Source organism: uncultured Corynebacterium sp. (assembly GCF_947253065.1).
Classification (GTDB): Bacteria; Actinomycetota; Actinomycetes; order Mycobacteriales; family Mycobacteriaceae; genus Corynebacterium.
In genome coordinates, this window is the sequence record NZ_CAMXWS010000012.1 from 37,413 (window position 1) to 56,278 (window position 18,866).

Annotated in this window: 16 protein-coding genes, 1 tRNA gene and 1 pseudogene; 5 read left to right on the forward strand and 13 right to left on the reverse strand. The window is 59.0% G+C overall.

Features of this window, described 5'->3' with window-relative positions; translation table 11 throughout:
• Positions 1-51 precede the first annotated feature (51 nt).
• From Q0X21_RS04740 to Q0X21_RS04760, 5 genes and pseudogenes are all read right to left on the reverse strand, one after another.
• Positions 52-1,279, reverse strand: a pseudogene (locus Q0X21_RS04740) (IS3 family transposase).
• Positions 1,280-1,432: 153 nt separating this feature from the next.
• Entirely contained in the window at positions 1,433-4,546 is a 3,114-nt protein-coding gene (locus Q0X21_RS04745) for a YPDG domain-containing protein (RefSeq protein ID WP_297850616.1), read from the reverse strand.
• A 118-nt stretch (positions 4,547-4,664) separates the two neighbouring features.
• Positions 4,665-5,582 carry a tRNA glutamyl-Q(34) synthetase GluQRS gene (gene gluQRS / locus Q0X21_RS04750; RefSeq protein ID WP_297850617.1) on the reverse strand — a complete coding sequence of 306 codons (918 nt, stop codon included), beginning with the start codon at positions 5,580-5,582 and terminating at the stop codon, positions 4,665-4,667.
• Between the two features lie 30 nt (positions 5,583-5,612).
• A complete protein-coding gene (locus tag Q0X21_RS04755) occupies positions 5,613-6,416 on the reverse strand; it encodes a hypothetical protein (protein WP_297850618.1) in 804 nt (267 codons plus the stop codon).
• The gene (locus tag Q0X21_RS04760; protein WP_297850619.1) at positions 6,406-7,476 is read right to left on the reverse strand and encodes a type IV toxin-antitoxin system AbiEi family antitoxin; all 1,071 of its coding nucleotides are present in this window, start codon (positions 7,474-7,476) and stop codon (positions 6,406-6,408) included. The genes Q0X21_RS04755 and Q0X21_RS04760 overlap by 11 nt, the downstream gene beginning before the upstream one ends.
• A gap of 128 nt (positions 7,477-7,604) precedes the next feature.
• Here Q0X21_RS04760 and Q0X21_RS04765 point away from each other — a divergent pair, with 128 nt between their 5' ends.
• Positions 7,605-8,279: a queuosine precursor transporter gene (locus Q0X21_RS04765; RefSeq protein WP_297850620.1), complete on the forward strand. Its 675-nt coding sequence runs from the start codon at positions 7,605-7,607 to the stop codon at positions 8,277-8,279.
• On the opposite strand, the gene Q0X21_RS04770 is transcribed toward Q0X21_RS04765, so the two are convergent.
• The 8 genes from Q0X21_RS04770 to Q0X21_RS04805 all read right to left on the reverse strand — a co-directional run bounded on the left by Q0X21_RS04770 (position 8,276) and on the right by Q0X21_RS04805 (position 14,218).
• Positions 8,276-8,695: a type II toxin-antitoxin system VapC family toxin gene (locus tag Q0X21_RS04770; RefSeq protein WP_297850621.1), complete on the reverse strand. Its 420-nt coding sequence runs from the start codon at positions 8,693-8,695 to the stop codon at positions 8,276-8,278. The two genes, Q0X21_RS04765 and Q0X21_RS04770, sit on opposite strands and share 4 nt — an antisense overlap.
• Entirely contained in the window at positions 8,692-8,931 is a 240-nt protein-coding gene (locus Q0X21_RS04775) for a type II toxin-antitoxin system Phd/YefM family antitoxin (RefSeq protein WP_297850622.1), read from the reverse strand. Before Q0X21_RS04775 ends, Q0X21_RS04770 begins: the two co-directional genes overlap by 4 nt.
• Before the next feature lie 41 nt (positions 8,932-8,972).
• Positions 8,973-10,235 carry a tRNA guanosine(34) transglycosylase Tgt gene (gene tgt / locus Q0X21_RS04780; protein WP_297850623.1) on the reverse strand — a complete coding sequence of 421 codons (1,263 nt, stop codon included), beginning with the start codon at positions 10,233-10,235 and terminating at the stop codon, positions 8,973-8,975.
• On the reverse strand, positions 10,232-12,652 hold the full coding sequence (locus Q0X21_RS04785; RefSeq protein ID WP_297850624.1) for an MMPL family transporter: 2,421 nt from the start codon (positions 12,650-12,652) through the stop codon (positions 10,232-10,234). Before Q0X21_RS04785 ends, tgt begins: the two co-directional genes overlap by 4 nt.
• 94 nt (positions 12,653-12,746) lie before the next feature.
• Positions 12,747-12,834: transfer RNA gene (locus Q0X21_RS04790), tRNA-Ser, on the reverse strand.
• A 66-nt stretch (positions 12,835-12,900) separates the two neighbouring features.
• Complete coding sequence (locus Q0X21_RS04795; protein ID WP_297850625.1) at positions 12,901-13,113, reverse strand: CsbD family protein; 213 nt, start codon at positions 13,111-13,113, stop codon at positions 12,901-12,903.
• A gap of 106 nt (positions 13,114-13,219) precedes the next feature.
• Positions 13,220-13,681 (reverse strand): nucleoside deaminase, encoded by a 462-nt coding sequence (locus tag Q0X21_RS04800; RefSeq protein ID WP_297850626.1) that lies wholly within the window; start codon positions 13,679-13,681, stop codon positions 13,220-13,222.
• Between the two features lie 12 nt (positions 13,682-13,693).
• Positions 13,694-14,218: a tRNA adenosine deaminase-associated protein gene (locus Q0X21_RS04805; protein ID WP_297850627.1), complete on the reverse strand. Its 525-nt coding sequence runs from the start codon at positions 14,216-14,218 to the stop codon at positions 13,694-13,696.
• Positions 14,219-14,323: 105 nt separating this feature from the next.
• On the opposite strand from Q0X21_RS04805, the gene Q0X21_RS04810 reads away from it, so the two are divergent.
• The 4 genes from Q0X21_RS04810 (at position 14,324) to Q0X21_RS04825 (ending at position 18,725) form a co-directional block, all read left to right on the forward strand.
• Positions 14,324-15,334, forward strand: a complete 1,011-nt coding sequence (locus Q0X21_RS04810; RefSeq protein ID WP_297850633.1) for a prephenate dehydrogenase — start codon at positions 14,324-14,326, stop codon at positions 15,332-15,334.
• 151 nt (positions 15,335-15,485) lie between these two features.
• A complete protein-coding gene (locus tag Q0X21_RS04815) occupies positions 15,486-16,730 on the forward strand; it encodes a glycine betaine/L-proline ABC transporter ATP-binding protein (protein ID WP_297850628.1) in 1,245 nt (414 codons plus the stop codon).
• Entirely contained in the window at positions 16,731-17,612 is an 882-nt protein-coding gene (locus tag Q0X21_RS04820; protein ID WP_297850629.1) for a proline/glycine betaine ABC transporter permease, read from the forward strand.
• A 216-nt stretch (positions 17,613-17,828) separates the two neighbouring features.
• Complete coding sequence (locus Q0X21_RS04825; RefSeq protein WP_297850630.1) at positions 17,829-18,725, forward strand: glycine betaine ABC transporter substrate-binding protein; 897 nt, start codon at positions 17,829-17,831, stop codon at positions 18,723-18,725.
• Positions 18,726-18,866 lie beyond the last annotated feature (141 nt).

Below are 18,866 nucleotides of genomic sequence, written 5' to 3' on the forward strand. Positions count from 1 at the left end.
GGGGCACTGTTTACACCCGCAACTCATGAAGCGTCCTGGCTTTCGTTCCGCTTATTTAACGCCCAACGTTTGAGCGCCTGATCGTTGATAGTAAGCGTCCTCCATCTCCTGTGGAGTTATATATCCCAGGGATTGATGAAGTCGCTGGTTGTTCCACCAGTGCACCCAGCGAAGAGTGGCGATCTCGATTTCACCGACCGATGCCCACGGCCGGTGGGGATAAATCAGCTCTGTTTTGTAGAGCCCGTTGACCGTTTCAGCCAACGCGTTGTCATAGGAGTCGCCAACGGTGCCGACAGACGGATCGATACCCGCCTGGGCGAGCGCTTCACCGTAACGGATCGACACATACTGGGAGCCGCGGTCACTGTGGTGGACAAGCCCTTCTGAGCGAAGATCACCAGCGTGATACAGGGCGTGCTCAAAGGCCTCCAGCGGCAGTTCATCGGTACGCATCTCGCCCGAGTCGCGACACCGACGATCTTTCTGGAGTACACATCGGTGATAAACGCGGTGTAGGCAAAACCAGACAAGGTGCGCACATAGGTAATGTCAGCGACCCACAACCGGTGCGGTGCGGGGGCAGTGAAGTCACGGTTGACCAGGTCAGGGCGGCAATCCGGCACGTTGGCCCGAAGCGTTGTCATCGGTGTGCGGCCACGCCTGCGGCCGTAAATGCCAGCTTGCTTCATCAAACGCGCGGTCTGATCACGACCGATGTTCCAGCCGGCGCGCTGCATAGCCTTCCACATCTTGCGGACCCCGTAGACGCTGAAGTTGTCCTCGTAGACCCTCACCAATTCAGGAATGAGCAGCGCATCCGACAAACTCCTCGCCGACGGCGCGCGTGTTTTCGCTGCTCGGTAGCCACGAGAGGTGATGAACCCACATTCTGTCTCTTTCAATGTGCGACAGATAGCCTCGACCCCGAAGCGATCGCGATACGCATCGATGTATTCGATCATCTTCTGGTGGGACGGTCGAGTTCCGCCGCGAAAAAAGCTGACGCGGTTTTCAAGATCTCATTCGCCCTGCGTAGCTCCTTAATCTCTTTCCGCAACCGCTTCAGTTCGTCAGCCGTTGACTCGCCGGCGCCAATCTCAACATCGGACGAGACCATATTCGGCTTCAACCAATCGTTGAGCGTGTGCGCTGGAATGCCGAGCTTTTCACCGATCTCTACGGCTGCACTCCATTTCGAGCACCCTTCGAGCTCAACGAGGTCCTCAGCCAAACGCACTGCCTTGGCCTTGAACTCGTCACTGTACTTCCTTGGCATGATCCCAATCCTTCTCTAGAAATGATCGAAACTAAACCCAGGACACTTCATCATCCACCCCCAAACCTTCACAATCCCCTAAACACGACGAAACCCCGTGCCCTTGTGGACACGGGGTCGAGCGTCAGCGCTTCACGCGCCTAGCGTTTCGTCTTATTTGTCGCCTGCCGGTGCAGAGCCCTCGGCGCCAGCGTTCTCGGAGCTGGAGCCTTCAGCACTCGAGCCAGCCTGCTCACCTTCAGCACGGTCGCTGCTGGAGCCCTCAGCACCGTTGCTGCTGGAACCTTCGCCGTCCTTGTTGCTTGAGCCCTCGCCACCAAAGAGGTCCTTGACGGAGCTGCCTTCAGCGTTCTCACCCTTCTTGGAGGAAGCGAGATCCTCACCGCCGTTGCGGCAGACCGCTGCAAGGATGCCCAGGGTTGCTGCGGCACCGACGATCGCGAGGCCGACTGCTGCTGCCTGGGTCACGGCCGGGCCGAACTGCTGCTGCAGGCGTGCTGCTTCGATCTGGATCTGCTTCACAAAGTCCGGCTGCTGACGGTTCTGGCCAATATTGCCGAACGGGTTCGGGATGTCAATGTTCATCTGACGCTGAACATTCGCGACTGCCTTGCCGAATTCCTGGCTGATCGGGCCAGCAAGTGGCGCGCCAACTGCAGCGAGGATGCCGACAGGAAGCAGCCACAGCAGCGGGTTGCTTGCCGACGACAGGTTCTCAAAGCACTTGCTCAAGTTCTCGGAGGACCCCTTCAAATCCTCAGACGATGCAAGGATGCTGCGCTTCCCACCAACGGTCACATTGACAGTCGTCGTGCCGTCCTTACCGTTCGGGACGACGATCGGGTAATTACCCGGCTTCGTGCCTTCAGGGATGGTGATGACGAAATTGTCGCCTTCCTTGGTGACCTTCCAGCCCTCCGGGACCTTCACGTCGTTCGGGTTTCCGCCACCGTTGCCATTCGGGTTGACGATGATGACAGTGGTGCCACCGTTCGGGTTGCCCGGCTTGTCGCCACCGTCGCTGTTGTCGTCATCATTGCCGTCGGTATCGCCAGGCGTGTTGTCCGTCGGCGGGGTCGGGACAACGATGGTGATGTCCTTCTCCTCGGTGGAACCGTCCGGGTTAGTCACCTTGATGGTGATTTTGACTGGCTCAGTCGGAGTGTTGTCCTTCGGAATGATCAGGTAGATCTCACCGTTCGGGCCAACCGTGACCTTGCCGCCCTCCGGCAGGTTGTCCTTGCCGACGATCTCGATGGTGGTCTTGCCACCCGGGTTGTTCGGATCGTTCGGGTTCGACGGAGTCGTCGGGTTCGGATAAATGATGATGATGTTGTTGTCGCCACCGTTCGGGTTGACCGGCGGAGTGTTGCCATCATTCTTGCCGTTGACAATCACGCGTGCCGTGACAGTCTCAACCTTGTCACCGTTGTTCGGGTCGGTGACGTCAACGAGGATGTCTTTGAAGCCCGGCTCAGCATTCTTCGGGATGGTCACGGTGATCTCACCGGTCTTCTCGTCGATAACCGGCTTCCAGTCACCCAGGTCCTGGTTCGGGTTGATCTTGAACGTGGAGCCATCCGCAACCTTGCCCTCATGCTCAAGTGTCACGGTGTCATTCGGCCAACCACGCTCAACGCCGTACTTCGGATCATTCAGCACGGTCACCTTTGCAGGCACACGCTTATCGACGGAGCCGTCCGGGTACTTCACGTCCACCAGAATCGTCTTCACATCACCCGGGTTTGCGGAGCCCGGGATAGTGACGGTGATCTTGCCGTTCTTGTCGACCTGCGGCTTCCAGTCACCCAGGTTCTGGCCCGGGGTGATAGTGAAGGTGGAGCCCTTCGGCAGGTTCTTGTTCTTCTGCTCAAGGGTGATCTTGGTGCCGACCTTGCCCTTGTCCTCGCCGTAGTCCGGGGTGTGGGTCTCCGCAGCCGGCTTCTGGACCTTCACAACGGGCTTGAGCGTATCGACGGAACCGTCCGGGTACGCCACCTCAACGGTGAAGGTAGCGGTGTCACCATTCTTCGCACCCTTCGGCGCGGTAACCTTCAGGGTTCCGTCCTTCGCCGGCTCAGCGGTCCAACCCTTCTGTGGGTTAACCACGGTGTAGGTCGCGCCGACTGCCTTACCACGCACCTTGCCCGGCTGGGTCTTCAGCGTGACATCGACGGATCCACCCGGCTCGACAGTTCTCGGCGAGTTGTACTCTGGCGCGAACTTCTGCACCGGGACGGAACCGGTGAACTTCTTCGAATTCTGGTCGACGAGGCCATACTTATTCACAACCCGCAGCGCCTGCGGCGAGTTGTAGGACTCGTGATCCGAATTCTTCGTGGCTTCGCGCGGCTGGGCGAGCAGCTCAATGTCAACCTTGGCCGCCTTCTTGTTGTCATCAGCGCCGGTTGCGCCCTTAGGAAGGGTGACGAAAACCTTGCCGGAGGAGTCCACGCGCACCTTCGCGTCGTTGATCTTCCTGCCAGCGATGGAGACGTTGCCGGTCAGGCGCGCGTAATCAGACTTGGAACCGTTAGAAACCGTGATGCCGGTGTTGTACTCCTTGCCGTCAGCAATGATCGGCTGAGACTTCTTCTCAGACGGCTTGAGCGGCAAACAATTGTCCGACTCAATCGGCCACGGTGCGACATCGACTACGGCCTCTGGACTCACACGAGTCCGCTGATGCGCCTTGATGGTCGGCGATGTGATCTTCCACGCCCACGTCTGCGCATCTTTTGAAGCAGGATCCACGCCAAGCTCCCCTTGAGCAATCTGCTTTTTGCCCTGAGACAGCGTGAACTGCTTAGGGTTCACCGGAGACAAATCGGTGATCTTCAATTGCGCGTTGTTTACACCGTCATTGAGCAGACCAGCGTTGAAACTGCCCTCACTGCGCGTCTCAATGCTGTACGAGTGCGTCGCAGGGTCAACGCTTTCGTTCGCCACCGTGATATTCACTTTTGCGGATTTGAAAATTCGCTCACCCTCAGGATCCAGCGTGACCCACGGGGTGAACTGCGTATTCTCCACATTCAGGCCGGCACCGACGGTCACACCATTCTGGGACTCATCGAAGGCACGACCTGGCGAATGCGAAGTCGAGTTCACTGCCAACACGATGTTGCATTCAAGCTGCTGCGGATTTGAGCCCATCGACGGAGGGCTGATAAACGTCGCCGGCAGTGCCGAAGCTTGCGGGACCATGATGGCGGATGCACCAAGAGCCAGTGCGACGACACTGGCGGTCAACTTTTTAGAGATCAATGTGGACTCGTTTGAGAAGTTGTTTCCAACGTGACTAATATCGCCCACATTAAGCCAACACTCAAGCTCCAGTCATATAACACACAGTTAATAGTCAGCGAGTGTTAAAGGCTTGAAATCACGCCCACACCCATGGCTCGGTAGAGAGCTTCTGGGAATCAAATTTCACTAGCAACTCATCGGCGCAGGTAACCCCCTCGACACCAACCGATAAAGCGAGTTGGATGAAGATTTCGGCGACGGTTTTCTCCGTCAACATTTCCCGTAGGGTCACCGCTCCGTCGCGTTTTGCCAATCGATTCCCTTGGGCATTTACTACAAGCGGAACGTGAATGTAATTCGGCTGCGGTAACCCCAATTCGTGTGCGAGGTACGCCTGCGCGGGAGCGGATCCTAGAAGGTCATCGCCGCGGACAATTTGATCGATATTTTGGTAGCCGTCATCCACCACGACGGCGAGGTTGTACGCCCAATCCCCCGCTTGGGCCTGGTTCACGTTGCCGCCGCGTTTGAGGATGACGTCATCGACAGGGCCGGTGAATTCGCCTTTGTAGTAATCGGACACAGTCCACTCACGGGCATGCGCCCGCAGACGGATGGCGGGGAGGCGGCCTTGGTCGGCGAGCTGGGAACGTCGATAAGCGCGCTGCTCTTCTGTGAGATCGCGGCACGTGCCCGGGTACATGCCTGGCTGCGCGTGGGGCGCGGACGCCGCCTCCCGGATATCGCGACGGGAGCAATAACATTCATACGTATCCAGTGTGGCCAGCGCCGACGCGTACGCATCGCCGCGCTCGTGCTGGTAGATCACCGGCTCATCCCACTCAATGCCCAGCGCCGAGAGGTCCTCCAGCTGGCGACGGGCCGATTCCATGCTGGAACGCTCCGAATCAATGTCCTCCACGCGCATGTAGAACTTGCGGCCCGACTGACGCGCAAACAGCCACGCGAGCACCGCCGTGCGCAAATTGCCGAAGTGGAGATCCCCACTCGGGCTCGGGGCATAACGGCCGGCGGCAGGTTGTGAATGCTGCATGTGTGCAATGATATTGCGCCACAGATGCCCTTAACCTGCTCCCCCGCAAGCCAGTCCGTCGAGCAACGCCCTCACCTGATCGCTCCGGACCTTCGCCGACGCCCAATATTCCCCAGGTGCGACTAGTTTTTCCGCAAACAAATCGAGCCCGATCTCGGTCTCATCCTTAAACCTCTGTAGAAGATACGCTGATGCCGTTTCACCCAACACTTCTGCCACTTCGATCCCAAGAACAAACGCGGCCATCACCTCGCTGACTTCAGCTTCATCCGCTCTTTTGAACTCGAAAAAGCGGTTGAAAAGCCACACATCATCACCTGTTGCATACCAAGCAATGATCAAGCCGAGGTCTTGAGCATCCTTGTACTTCCCTTCCGGATACCGATCAAGCCAGGCATGCAGCTTCAAAGCCGCTAATCCCGCTACCGATGGGATCCTGAACCTGACCCCGTCCGTGGTCTCATAGATGTCAGAACAGCCAAAAACCTCGCGGAATCCAGCAACATTCATCACGATGCCGTCACCAACCGCAACTTCACCCGGTGGTGATTCCACGGAACCAAACGGAACGATATCCACAGTTATTCCGCCCACCTCAATTTCCTGCCATGCGCCGGAAGCGGACGGAAAAGCGCGCTGCAGTTCCCGGATAGTTTCCCAGCCCTCAACCACAACACCTATATCGATGTCATCTGTCGACCGGGAAGGCGCTGTATCTCGAAAAGAAGCTTGGTGAATATTTCGGCACACTGCACCGATGACCATGAGCTGATCTACCCCGGCATAGCTTCCGATTTCCCCCAGAACGAAACTCAGCGCATCCTCATCGTTCACGAATGCCCCCCAAAATTCTCTTTTTCACGTGCTCCGCCACCTCAAGAAGTCGTGAATCACGTGTAGCCCTCAGGTCGGAATAGACCAGCATGCTCAAAGCATAAGACCAACCAGAAAAAGCTTCTCCTCCGGTTCTAACCGCATCCTCTTCAACGCCAGCTACACTCCTCCAGAATGCCCGCCGGACAATCACGTTTCCCAAAGGGTCCCTCCGAATACGGGCATGCCTGACCACTTCCGTGAGGTCCGATTCGTGCCCCAAGTAGATGTCCACAGAATCGCCGCCGCGCACCAGTTCTGGGACGGCGCGCTCCCCACTGACACTTCCAAGCGGTGAAAGCCCCTCAAAACTTTCCACCTCCGCGTGTCCGCGGAATAGCTCAAGGCGCTTTCCTAGGGCGGCGGGATAGGCATCCGCCCACGCATCTATGAGCGGACCCAACTTGTCGGGCTCAAAGCGGAAACCACCATCCGCTTTGAACAGGTACCCCGCTTCGAGCAAGAGGCCGAGTGTTTGCACAGTAGTCCCCACAGAGGTGTCGCTCTCCTGCGCGATTTCGCGGGTGGGCGCACCCAACAGCTCTGGGCGGGACAGTAGGAGACCAGAAACTTGTGCCCGGCGTGGAGCGAAAAGATTCTGAGCAGCTGAGGATTGTGTGCGCACCGCAGGGTTTGCGGCCTGCCGGGAACTTCCGGCGCTACGGGTCCTCCCTCTCACATCCACGAACAGCTGCCCCTTTTCGATGAAACAATTCCCCCGTTCATCGAGGTACATGATTCCGTGCTGCCTGAAGTGATCTGCCCACGACGGAGTGATGCGGGGGCAGTAAACGAATGCCCCACTCTCGAGCTTCTGCGACCGGGACATATTCGTCCCGAGCTCGCGGTAGTGCAGAGTAGTTTCAAAGGCCGGAAAACCAGGTTGCTCACGAGAATCGACAACCCTCACATTTACTCGGTCATTAACCTCCGCATCTTTTTCAGGCTCCGCAGAACGGAACCGCAGCGGGAGATCCTCCCGTTCCAAAACCCGGTTCGCTACTTCAACTACGTTGCGCATGCCCCCTAGCCTAATGATCAACATTATTGAGCGCTCAATAATGTTGATCAACTTTTTCTGGCGTTTCTCCGAAAGTAAATTGCGCGACCGTAGCTTGGTCTGCGGCGGGATATGCAATGATATTGCGCATGTCGAACCCTGTTTCCCACCCGCACCCCATCGCGCGCTCGCCGTACCCGTATCTGCTGGCAGTGTTCTGCGCAGTCTTCCTCATCTCCAATATCACCGCACAGAAGGGAGTGGAGCTCGGACCGCTGGTCACCGACGGTGCGTTCTTCCTCTTCCCCATCTCCTATGTCATCGGTGACGTGATCGCCGAGGTCTACGGCTTCAAGGCTGCGCGCCGTGCCGTGTTCACCGGCTTCGGCATCGCGCTGCTGGCCGTGGCGTCCTTCTATATCGCCATCTGGCTGCCCGCCGCTGGTTTCTACGACATGCAGGACACCTTCTCCGCCGTCCTAGGCTTGCTGCCGCGCATCATCCTCGCTTCGCTGACCGGCTACGTTGTGGGCCAGCTGCTCAACGCGTGGGTGCTGCAGAAGATGAAGGACCGCTTCGGCACCGACCGCCTGTGGGCACGCCTGATCGGCTCCACCATCGTCGGTGAATTCGCCGACACCCTGTTGTTCTGCTCCATCGCCGCTGGTGTGATTGGCGTGGACTCGGTGGGCACGTTCGTGAACTACGTTGTGGTTGGCTTCCTGTGGAAGACCCTCATGGAGGTCGTCCTCCTGCCCATCACCTACCCGACCATCGCTGCCGTGCGACGCGCCGAGGAGCGCGCGAGCGCGGTGACGGCTTAATCCGACCAGGGGTTGATGCACGGTACCCGGAATGGGATGAAGTCACGCTCATTCCGGGTCACAACAGCGAGACCATGCAGCTGCGCTGTTGCCGCGATGAAAGAATCCGCCAGAGGGCGGGGATCATCCACGTGCAGGCGAGCCGCATGCGCAGCAACCGCAGCATCAAACGGTAGTACCCGCCCTTCGAAGGACGGTTTCACCTGATCTTCGAGCCACGCCCGTAGTTTCGCGCCTTGCACTGGATCGCGGCGTTCCTTCAGCGACACCCCCAGCTCAAGCTCGAAGATGGTGACGGCCGAGAGAAATTGCTCGACAAGCGGATGTTTTGTCGACCAGGCCAACACTCCGGGATTGACTCTCGAGGCGGGCTTTCGAAGCTCGCTGACCACGTTGGTGTCCAGCAAGAAGCTCATAGCTCCGGATCCCTCAGGCCGAAATCCATCCGGGGCGGCTCAAACTCAATGTCCTCTTCCATGTGGAGGCGGCTCGCCCAATTGGACGTGTTCGCCACGAGCTCTTTGTAACGCTCCGCCGACAGCAGCACATGCGATGCACGGCCGCGGTCAGTGATCACCACTGGCCCTTCTAGCGCAGCGCGCTTAGCGGCGCTGACATCGCGGTTGAATTCCCGGGCGCTCAGCGTTGTCATCTCACACCTCCTGTAGGTACATACCTACATCCTAGGAAGTTTTACCGCCCCGCGTAATAGCGCCCGAGGAACTCGTCGCGGTAGGCCTCGTAGTCGCCGGCGTCGATCGCGGCGCGAATATTATCCACCAGGCGCACCATGAATTCGAGGTTGTGCAGGGTGCACAGGGTGCCGGCGAGAAATTCCTTCGCGCGCAGCAGGTGGTGGATATAGGCGCGGGAGTAGTTCTCGGAGACGTAGCCGCCGAATTCCTCGTCCACGCCGGAGAAATCGCGGCGGAAGCGGGCGGCCATGAGGTTCATGCGGCCGTCCAGGGTGTACACGCCACCGCGGCGACCGAGGCGGGTCGGGGCGACGCAGTCGAAGGTGTCGGCGCCCGCTTCGATGGCGGTGAACAGGTCGTCGGGTTCAGAGATGCCCAGCAGGTGCCGGGGCTTGTCCTCCGGGAGCTCGTCAGTGACCCAGCCGACGATAGTGCCCAAGTTCTCCTTCTCCAAGGCGCCGCCGATACCGAAACCACCGAAGCCGCGACGGCCTTCAGCGCGGGCTTCCTCATCGAGGGCGAGAAGACCATGGGTAGCTTGTCGACGCAGGTCCTCGTACTGCGCACCCTGCACCACACCCCACAAGGACTGGAGCGGTTTGTCAGGGCGGGCCTGGGTGAGACGCTCGTGTTCAAGCAGGCAGCGACGGGCCCATTGGCGGGTGCGCTCCACGGAATGCTCCTGGTAGGCGCGGGTGTCTACGAGGGTGGTCAGTTCATCGAAGGCGAACATGATGTCCGCACCCAATTGGTGCTGGATCTGCATGGACACTTCCGGGGTGAAGCGGTGCGAGGAGCCGTCGATGAATGATTTGAAGTCCACGCCGTCGTCGTCGACACGCGCCATGCGGTCTTTGTTAGCGGCGCGGATGTCTTCGTCGGTGAGTCCAGCAACGTCCATGGCCAGGACTTTCTTGAAGCCAACGCCAAGGCTCATCACCTGGAAACCACCGGAATCGGTGTAGGTGGGGCCGTGCCAGTTTTCAAAGGCGGCCACTCCCCCGGCCTCATCGACGATATCGGGACCAGGCTGCAGGTAGAGGTGGTACGCATTGGACAAGATCGCCTGCGCACCAGTCTGACGGATCTGGTCCGGGGTGAGCGTTTTCACCGTGGCCTTCGTGGCCACCGGGATGAACGCGGGAGTTTGAATCGGGCCGTGCGGGGTGTGAATGACACCGGTGCGGCCGTGGCGGCCCGGGGCTTCCTCAAGGCGAGTGCCTACTTCGAAGCTGAGGTCGGTGTTGAGTGTGTCAGTCATGCTGCTGCGTGCTCCTTTTCAAACTGGCGTTCCAGCTCTTCGCCTTCGATGTCCAAGTTGGGCAAAATGCGGTCGAGCCATTTGGGCATCCACCAGGTGGAATTGCCCAAGATGAACATTGTGGCGGGGACGAGCGCCATGCGGATAAAGAATGCGTCGAAGAGTACGGCTGCGCCGAGCGCGAAGCCGAAGATCTTGATGAATGGCAGTGGTTGGTCAATGAATGCGACGAACACCGCGATCATGATGATGGCTGCGGCGGTGACAACGCGCGCGCCGCGAACGAAGCCTTCCACGGTGGATTCGGCAACGGCATCGAGGACGGCTTCCGAGTCATCATCGGGGCGGCGCAGGCGGGTGAATTGCTCGCGCATGCGCGTGACCAGGAAGACTTGGTAGTCCATGGCCAAGCCAAAGGTGACGCCGATGAGCAGGATCGGCAGGAAAGACAGGATCGGTCCCGGGGTGTTGACCAACCCGAACGCGCCCTTTTGGAAGACCTCGACGGTCGCGCCGAATGCCGCGCCGACGGAGAGCAGGAAGCCCAGGCCAGCGATGAGCGGCACCATGATCGAACGGAACACAAGAATGAGCAGCAAGACTGCGAGCCCGACGACGATCGCGAGGTACAGCGGCATCGCGCCAGCGAGCTCTTCGGTGATGTCCATCTGCACGGCGGTGAATCCAGTCAGACCGATGTGAGCACCGGTCGCGTCTTCAATCTCGGCGTCGACTTCGCGCAGGGCATGAGCGGTTTCCACCGTGTACTTGTCATCCGGGCCCGTCAACGGGGTGGCCATGATCTGCGCGGCCGTCATGTCGTCATTGACGCCAACGAGCTGTGCATGCTTGATGCCCGCCACAGTGCCCGCGCGTTCCATCGCGTACATGAAGGAGGACAGCGCTGCTTTTCGCTTATCGACGTCCCCCGTCCCCTCTTCCACCGCCTCATCCGGGATGAAACGCATGTAAGGAGCGAGAGCCTCGGATTCTGGGTTGGCGTCGTGGGCATCAACGACGAGCAGGAAGGGCGCGTTCACGCCCTCCCCGAAGCCTTCGGCCATGAGATCGGCGGACTTGCGCTGCGTGGTGTCGGTATCGCTATTGGAATCTGATGGCAGGGACATCTCCATATCCAGCACCGGCAATGAGCAGATACCAAGAAGAATGACTACGCCAGCCATCACCGTCGCTGGTGTTTTCCGCACAATATTGACCCACGTGCGGCCCAGCGAACGGGTGTTCAGGTCCTTCGCTGGACGGTTTCCTGGGCCAGGGTTTCCAGCAACGCCGGGGATCTTGGCGGCGAAGATCTTATCGCCAAGCAACCCCATCAGTGCAGGCAGAAGAGTGATTGCCACGAGCACCGCAATCGCGACCGTTGCAGCGGCGGACAGACCCATCCAGGAGAGGAATTCGATCTGTGCCAGCACCAACGCAACAAGCGCGGTGAAAACAGTCGCGCCAGCAAACACCACTGAGGAACCAGCAGTGCCAACGGCTAATCCAGCTGCCTCCGGCCCGGGCAGACGACGACGTTCCTGCTTGAAACGGGAAAGAATGAACAGCGCGTAGTCAATGCCCACTGCAAGCCCGATCATCACGGCCATGACTGGCGTGACTTCATTGAGCTCAGTGAACCGGGTGGCCATGAGGATCAGGAAGGTGCCCAAACCAACACCGATAACAGCGGTGATCACCGGCATGCCTGCCGCCACCAGAGAACCGAAGGTGACCAGCATGACGATGAAGGCCACACCGATACCGATGATCTCACTGGTGGTCTTGATCTCGATCGGCTCGCCGAAGCCCGGACCACCTGCTTCAACCTGCAGGCCCTTGGAGCGACCCAATTCAAGCGCGCCGTCGACCGCAGCACGTTCCTCATCGGTGACCTGCATGGAGGTCTCTGCACCGAATTCAAAGGTGGTGTAGCCGATCCGGCCATCGCTGGAGAGCAAACGAATATTGTCCGCGTCTGCCTGCGCACGTTCTTCCGGCAGACCCATCTCCGTCATCTGGGAAACGATCTGCTCCGTCAACTCTTTATTCACCGTGACGGGATTGCCAAAGCGCTGAGTGCCACGGATATCCGGCAGGTTGTCTTCGATATAGCCGATTGTCTCGTCGATGGCGGCCATATTTTCTGGGTCATCAAGCCGCTGCCCATCTGGCGCTTTGAACACGAGGTTCACCGACGGCGCTTGCACCGGGTCGCTCTGCCCGGGGAAATTCTCGCCCAAGGACTCGAGCGCATCGATAGACGGAGTGCCCGAGATTTTGAAATCCGACGAGAGAGGCTTCGACAGCGTCAACGCACCCGCCACCCCAGCGGCAAAGAGCAGCAGCCAGGCAATGATGACCTTCCACTTGTTCAGGAAGGACCACTTGCCTAGCCGGTAGAGGAAAGTCGCCACGGGGATCCTTTCGAAAAAGCAAGAAGTTCGTGGTTTGGGTGGAAGAAACGGCGATATTTCACCGAAGTCTACCTAAACCACGAACTTCTCAATATGGCGGTAGCGGCGGGATTTGAACCCGCGGAGGTTTTACCCTCACTCGCTTTCGAGGCGAGTACCTTCGGCCGCTCGGACACGCTACCGCAGAACAGAGTAGCGGTAGCGTGGCCAGGGCACCAAATTCCTAGGCACTCGCCCCGGGCGACGGACTAGTTCTCGTCGCGAGCGTCCTGGATCTTGCCAGCGACCTCGTTGGCCTTGTCCTTGATAGCGTCCCCAGCCTCGTTCAGCTTGTCCTTAGCTGCACCGGTGAGCTGGTCAGCCTTGCCCTCGTTTGCCAGGGAGTCATTATCAGTAACGTTGCCCAGAGCTTCCTTAGCGTCGCCCTTGACCTGGTCCAGCTTGCCGTTGAGATCAGCCATGATCATTTCTCCTTCTAAATTGATTTCGCTTACTGGGCCCATGGTAGGGAAATCAATGTGTCCTTTGGATAACGATTCAGTGTCAATCGGCTATGTACACAGCTGATCAGCGCAAACGGCCAAAGAATCCGCTCATTAACTCGGCGGTCTCTGCTTCTAGGACGCCGCCGCGCACTTCGACGGTGTGCAGATGGGAGGGGTCGCGGAGGACGTCGATAAGCGATCCCACGGCTCCCGTCTTCGGCTCGTACGCACCGAAGACCAAGCTCTTGATGCGAGCGCCGAGGATCGTTCCTGCGCACATTGTGCACGGCTCTAAGGTGACCACAAGTTCGCAGCCATCAAGCCGCCATGTGCCGAGTGCGCGCGCCGCATTTCGCGTTGCGACGACTTCCGCATGCGCCGTCGGATCCTGCTCCGTTTCGCGCAAATTCGTGCCGGTGGCGATCTCTTTTCCATCTGGGCCAAAGATCACGGCACCGACCGGGATATCCGCAGCTGGCGTGGTGCGCGCGACCTCTATCGCACGACGCATGCGCTGCTGCGCGAGCTTTTTCAACTGGCTCATGGTGGTGAAAGACTAGTGCAGGACGCGATCGAGCTCATCGATGAAGCCAAGCTCATCAGCAATGGCATCGATGACGTCGGACGGGTCGGCCTCCGCGTCGTCGATAAGCACGCTCATGACCTCTTCGCTCACACCGACGTCTTCCAGGATGCTGAAGTCGCCGTCGGCCCAGCCGTCAATATTGTCCAGCTCATCTGGGTCGATGTCCGGGATGTCAATAGATGCGGTGTCTAGAATCTCGGCCGCGAAATCATCGTCGACCGCCATCGTCGCATCGGAAATGAGCACGCGCGTGCGTGACGGCCCGGGACGAACAATGACGAGGTATTCCTCCTCAACATTGAGCAAAGCGAACGCCGCACCCTCACTGCGCAAGCCCCGAACGGCATCAATCGAGGTATCTAAATTCTCAAAATCATCATCGAATTCCGCGACCGCCCATCCGCCATCGCGCCTGGCTACGGTAACCGCGAAGCCATCTTCAAAGCCACCGTCATCCCCGGCACTATGGCCTGCGTATCCGCGTCCTTCACTCATGCCTAGTAAGACTACGCGCGTTATGGAAAGCTTGGGAGGGTGAATGAGCTCAACCGAACGACAGGCAATTCAGGGTCCGGCGCACGCGTCGGAGGGCGGCGCCACCTGCCGCCGACCTGCATTATCGGCCTTGGGCTCATCGGCGGATCCATCATGCGCGACCTGGACGCAGCCGGCATGTCTGTCTACGGCTACAACCACTCCCGCTCCGGCACACGAGATGCCACCCGCGAAGGTTTCGATGTCTCCGATGACCTGTCGCGTGTGCTCTCCCGCGCTTCATCTGACAATGCACTGATCGTCCTCGCTGTACCCATGCATGCGGTGGAAGATGTCCTTGATTCCATTGCTATGTACGCCCCGAACTGTGGCATGACCGATGTGGTCAGCGTGAAAAAGCCGGTAGATGAGCTGATCAAGGCCCACGGTATGGAAATGCGCTACGTCGGCGGCCACCCAATGTCCGGCACTGAGGATTCCGGCTGGGGCGCGTCCCGCGCTGGCCTGTTCACCCGCGCAGCTTGGGCTATCACCTACGACTTCGCCCGCGAATGCGAGGATGCGGGACGCCGTGTGCCGGCTGGCTGGGTGGATCTCTTCGGCCAGGTATGTGAGCTCGCACGTCTGTGTGGCGCGGAGGCCGTGCCGGTGTCTGTAGACAAGCACGACGAAGCAGTTGCTCGTGTGTCCCACCTGCCGCACGTGCTGGCAGAAGCGCTCGCGATCGTTGGCGACCGCGGTGGCACGCTCGCTCAGTCCCTGGCAGCTGGCTCATTCCGTGGCGCCACCCGCGTGGCTGGCACCGAACCTGAGCTTGTCCGCGCGATGTGTGAGACAAATGCGGATGCTGTGGTGAAGACTCTGGATGAGATCATTCCGCTGCTCCAGGACGCACGATCCTCCCTGGCTTCCCCTGAACCGAATCTGGAGCAACTCATTGGCGCCGGCTACCGCGCAGTGACCCGCATGGGTGCGCGCAAGGGCGCACGTGCTGAATCGGTCTCCCCCATCAAGATCTCCTCGCGCCCCGTCATGCGCATCAGGCTCGGTGCCGATGGCTGGGTCAAAGTCCTCCGCCAAACCGAATCTCTCGGCGGCCGGATTGATGTTTTTTAACGCATCTGTCGGCGCCTGAGCTGACCAGGCATTTTCGCACCTTCAAGAGGTGCCTCAACGGCGGTGACCTCAGTTTTTGAGCTCGCTACGCTGGCCTGACTATGGAAAGATAGCCTCTCTGAAGATTCCGTGTGATCCGTCTGGAGGTTTCATGACAGCAATTTCGGCCCGGGGACTTTATAAAGTCTTCGGCAAGAACCCACAAAAGGCGATTGCTGCCCTTGAAAACGGTGCAAGCCGTGAAGATTTGATGGAGCAGGGCAGTACGGCAGCCGTCATCGACGCCACTTTCGATGTGGACCCCGGCGAGATTTTCGTGGTCATGGGCCTGTCCGGCTCCGGTAAGTCCACGCTGATCCGCATGGTCAACGGCCTTCTTCCGGCGACCGCGGGAACCCTCGAGATCGATGGCGTCTCGTTGACCGACATGTCCGAGGCTGAGATCCGCCAGGTCCGCCGTGACAAGATCTCTATGGTCTTCCAGCACTTCGCGCTGCTGCCGCACCGCACCGTGCTGCAGAATGCGGCCTACGGCCTGGAAACCAAGGGGGTCGCCAAGGCTGAGCGTGAGGAAAAAGCCCGCGAGGCTCTGCGCATGGTCGACCTGGATGGCTGGGGCGACTACATGCCGGACGAGCTGTCCGGCGGTATGCAGCAGCGTGTCGGCCTGGCCCGCGCGCTTGCCGCCGATACTGATGTCCTGCTCATGGACGAAGCATTCTCCGCACTCGACCCGCTGATCCGAAAAGACATGCAGGACAAGCTCATTGAGCTGCAGGGCAAGCTGAACAAGACCATCTTGTTCATCACCCACGACCTGAACGAAGCAATGCGCATCGGCGACCGGATTGCCATGATGCGTGATGGCCGCATTGAGCAGATCGGCACCGCCGAGGAGATCCTCCAGAACCCGGCGAATAACTTCGTCGCTGACTTCGTCAAAGACGTTGACCGATCCCGCGTGCTTGTCGCCGACAACATCGTGGAACAGCCGAAAGAAACACTCAGCGCCAGCCATGGTCCGCTCGCTGCACAGAAGCTGCTGCGTGAGACCCAGAATTCATGGCTTGTGGTGCTCAACCGCGACCGCACCCCAGCCGGCATTGTCTGGGAAGAGGATGTCGCACGCGCTGTCCGCAATGGCGATTCGACGCTGCCGCTTGAGCACGGTCCCTCGACCCACACCGTTTCGCATGACACAGCTTTGAGCGATCTCTTCCACTTGGCTGCGGATTCGCCGACCCCAATCGTGGTCGTCGATGATGCCGGCCGATTCGCAGGTGTCGTACCCCGCGTGACGCTGCTGTCTGCAGCATCTACCGAAGAAATCGATGCCACCGATGCGACCGATTCCAACGACTTGGGCGGCGACGCTGCCAGCGAGGTGAATAACTAAATGGACCAGACTCTGATTCCCCGTATTGAGCTCGGCAAATGGGTCAGCGACGGCATCGATTGGCTCACCGATAACGCCACATGGCTTTTCGACGCCTTCAGCACCGTCATGGAATTCTTCGTCGAAGGCTTCTCTGATGCATTGCTTTCCACGCCAGTATTCGTTCTGCTGGCCATCCTGGTGCTCATCGCCTGGTTCCTACGCTCCTGGCGGCTGGCACTGGGCTCCCTGCTGGGCTTCTTGCTCGTGATGGGCATGCGCCAATGGGAAACCATGCTGCAGACGATGTCTTTGGTGCTGGTGTCCACCCTGACAGCTGTGATCCTTGCAATCCCGCTGGGTATCTGGGCAGCTAAATCTGACACGGTCAGCAAGATCGTCCGCCCGATCATGGACTTTATGCAGACGATGCCTGCATTCGTGTACCTGATTCCCGCCGTGACATTCTTCTCCATCGGTGTGGTGCCAGGTGTGTTCTCCACCATCATCTTCGCGCTGCCTCCGGGCGTGCGTATGACGGAGCTGGGTATCCGCCAGGTGGATAGTGAAACTGTTGAGGCGGGCCGTTCTTATGGTGCGACCCCGTGGCAGATCCTGCGTGGCATTCAGCTGCCTTTGGCTGTGCCGACGATCATGGCTGGCATCAACCAGGTAATCATGCTCTCTCTGTCCATGGCTGTCATTGCAGGCATGGTCGGCGCTGATGGCCTGGGCAAGGAGGTCACCTCCGCGATCTCCACCCTGGATGTGGCCAAGGGCGTCGAAGCTGGTCTGGCAGTGGTCATTTTGGCTGTTTACCTCGACCGTCTCACCGCCGCCTTGGGTGATTTGAAGGCGTATAAATCATCGCTTCTGTCGCTCATCCGCAACCGGAAGAGCTAGCTAACAATTCCGTTAGCTGTGAATCTTCTCAACCTGACATTGGAAATTTCTCTATAATTCATGAAATAACCCCACGTCCGGCTGCTCGATGAGTCTCGCTCGGTGTCTCCGCACAGTGAACACCACGGCGAGGAGCTATTGCGTAGACGGGCTTGGGGGGGGGGTGAGACACGGAGATTCCGTCTTACCAAAGTCGAAGAAGGGAACGTTCTTTCAATGACCATCCGTAAAACGCTAGCTACGCTGTCTGCCGCCACGCTCATCTTCGGGCTGACGGCTTGCTCCGATTCTGGAGATAGTGCATCCGACGAGGGCGACAAGGGCACGATCACCCTTGGTTACCTGCCGTCCTGGACTGACGGCCTGTCCACGGCTTACTTGCTGGAAAACAAGCTTGAGGCTGCTGGTTACAACGTTGAGCACGAGACACTGACTGACGCTGCAGTGCTCTACGCTGGCCTGGCCAAGGGCGATATTGATATCTACCCGTCCGCATGGCCGGAGAAGACCCACGCCCAGTACATGGACAAGTACTCCGATGACATCGAGGACCTGGGCGCTTATTACGACAATGCGCTGCTGACCTGGGCTGTGCCGGAATACATGGAGGACATCAACTCCATCGAAGACCTCAAGGGCAAGTCCGCTGACTTCGACGGCACCGTCGTGGGCATCGAGCCTGGCGCTGGGCTGACCGAGGCTTCCGAGAAGACCATCAAGGAATACGGTCTTGATGCGGACGGCTACTCCCTGTCCACCTCCTCTACCCCGGCAATGCTCTCCGAGCTGCAGACCGCTGTGGACGGCGAGAAGGACATCGTTGTCACCCTGTGGCGCCCGTTCTGGGCTAATTCCAAGTTCCCGGTCAAGGATCTGGAGGACCCGAAGGGCACGCTGGGTGAGCCGGAGTCGCTGCACTGGCTCGCACGTAGCGGTTTCTCTGAGGATAACCCCGAGATTGCTAAGTGGCTCGAGGAGCTCAAGCTTTCTGATGACCAGTACGGTTCCCTCGAGGACACCGTGGTCAACGAGTACGGCGAGGGCAAGGAGCCTGAGGCTATCGAGGCATGGCTGAAGGACAACCCGGACGTGGTCAAGGACCTGGAGAACTAAATCGGTCCTCTTACCCACTCCCCTAAAGAGGCGCTAGGCCACCGCACCTAGCGCCTCTTCTTTTCTCAAAGCACAGCACGAGAGACACGGGTTAAGTAGCAGAATGTGTGTCTGATTCTTGTGATTTCCGCAGATCAGACT